Source organism: Ruegeria sp. CDSB013, from assembly GCF_059611165.1.
This window is the reverse complement of the sequence record NZ_JBXWPA010000035.1, coordinates 1-2107: the sequence shown is the minus strand read 5'-3', so window position 1 is coordinate 2107 and position 2107 is coordinate 1. Positions and strand designations below refer to the sequence as shown.

Genomic DNA, 2107 nt, shown 5'->3' with positions numbered 1-2107 from the left:
TAGTCCCCGTATTCCAGCCAGTTTGCCGAGCCTTCGCTAAAAATCAGAAACTCGGACCTGTCCTCCCCAAGGAGGGCGACGACAAATCCGGCGGGCGGCTCAGAGTTTCCGAAGTAACTGTAGGCCGTCATGGCTCTGATCGGCTCGCCGTTAACCGTTACTCGCGCGTCCCATTCTCCGTCCGGGTTGTCCAAAATTGCGGGTTCGATTACGCGTTTTATCGCTCCGCCACCACAATAGACGATGCCTTCGGGTGCTTCGTATGAGGCCTCTTGGCTAACATCCGAGTTGCACGCAGAACGAAGGGATCGAATTGCCGCGCCGGAACCTTTTAAGTCAAAGATTCCATAGCTGACATCTTGATCAATCATGGACAGATTGACCGATGCATTTGCTGCAAGCTGGTCCAGAACAAAACCATAGTCCGGCTGACTATTGAAACTGACCTCGACGGGATAGTTGTCGACGATCTGTACGGCAGCGTTTTCTGCGCCAACCTGAAATACCCCAACTTCGGTGGTGCCGTTCTTCAAGAAACGAATGGAAAGCCCCTGCTTGTCCGCAATGTCCTGGCTGTCCTCGAATCCAGCCGGAGCAAAGCGAATACGGTCACACTGAAGTTCCAGCGTTATGTTTCCTGTCTGAGTAAACGCATTAGGGTTGGGCCCGGAGCTGAAAGACCACTCCGCTGATGCTGTGGTCGCCACTGCCATCAGTAGCATTCCAATGGAAATGGTTTTGCAGCTCATTTTTTCTCTCCATTGAGTTACGGTTCGCACTGTCGTTCAGCAGAAGTTCCATCCAATTGCCCGGACAGCCAGATCAGGAAACAGGTTCGCCGTATTCGTTTGCACCTTCTTGGGAAGGTCGTGTCAGCCACCAGATCATCAGGATAGACAGAACCAATTGAAGAATTGAGACAACAACAATACCGGTCACGCCCAGTACTGCCGCGGGTCCTCGTAATGCATCGGGGTTTTCGGTCCCTTGCTCCAATACCGAAAAGAACGCCACCCCACCCAGCATAACAAATAGCGTTGTAATGCTGAGCGCCATCGGCAGCAGCAAATACCAGCCAGGTCGTCCTGTATCATGCAGCCTTCGCCAACCGGCGGCCAGCATAGGTATGAGAACAGCCAGCTGGAAAACAGAGGACAGGACCCGAGATCCTTGCCCAGTTTCTGGGTTGGTCCCGAATATGATCGTATCCAGCACAGCTAAACCAGCACTCACGAGAACCACAAACAAGAAGAACCACCAGTATTCTGAGCGTATAGCCCGACCGGAGAACTGGAAGTATTTCGAGAAACACGTCTTAACGGCTTCACCAAATCCCATCTTTCAATCCCTTCATTGTTTCTGTGCGACCTCAAATCGCTTCGCCGCTCAGGGGAACACACTCGCAGCTCCCACTTACTTTTTTGTTTGAACGCAGAGGCCTATTGTACGAGAGCGTAGAGAAATTTACGCGCGGAAAAAATATTGATTTATTTAAAATTAGATTCAAACATGCGAATTCAACACCACTTTATTTTACCTCCGTTGTTGTCGTTGCTGCTCGCTGTGCCGAGCCCTTCCGACTGCTGGAGTGAGTGCTAGCGGTCGGAAGGCACTTTATAATGATTGAGCGCTGGGAGGACGCGATGCTTAGACTTAACGAACTCGCCCTCTCTCCAGAGTTTGCTCTAGCATTTGCTAGTGGCGTCATTCAGCCTTCGCACGTTATTGGCGGCCCCGATAGTCAACAAAATATCGTCCCGCCGACCAAGCCCCCCACGGCAAGTTTTGGGAAAGGTAGTCACAGGATCAAGGTATGTTCAATTGGCTGCACAGGCGCGAGAGCTTCAAACAAGCGCATCCAATTTCACTAATTTCAAGGGAACCAGAGGGAGAAGAAAATGTCTAACAAGATGGTGATGATTGCGGGCGCAACTTGTTTCGCACTGCTTGCGGCCTGTGACGACACGGGTACATCCAGTGCGTCCGCCGAACTCACACCCGCTCAGCAGGCGTGTTTACGAGATGTAGCCAGCACAACAAACAATTCACAAGTCGTGGTGCTCTCATCCGCGTTTAGCGAGGCCGGAACACAGGTCACAGTCGGCGT

Annotated in this window: 3 protein-coding genes; 1 reads left to right on the top strand and 2 read right to left on the bottom strand. The window is 51.8% G+C overall.

Annotated elements, in window-relative coordinates:
• The coding region (locus AC2FJF_RS24300; RefSeq protein WP_496727557.1) for a hypothetical protein at nt 1-749 on the bottom strand (749 nt) is incomplete at its 3' end.
• 73 nt (nt 750-822) lie between these two features.
• Nucleotides 823-1338, bottom strand: coding sequence for a DUF805 domain-containing protein (locus tag AC2FJF_RS24295; protein ID WP_170734114.1), 516 nt, complete (start codon nt 1336-1338; stop codon nt 823-825).
• 560 nt (nt 1339-1898) lie between these two features.
• On the opposite strand from AC2FJF_RS24295, the gene AC2FJF_RS24290 reads away from it, so the two are divergent.
• A partial coding sequence (locus AC2FJF_RS24290) for a hypothetical protein (protein WP_496727556.1) occupies nt 1899-2107 on the top strand: 209 nt, incomplete at its 3' end.

Coding starts and splice junctions, on each gene's coding strand:
- AC2FJF_RS24295 (WP_170734114.1), bottom strand. CDS start 1,338: ATGGGATTTGGTGAAGCCGTTAAGACGTGTTTCTCGAAATACTTCCAG.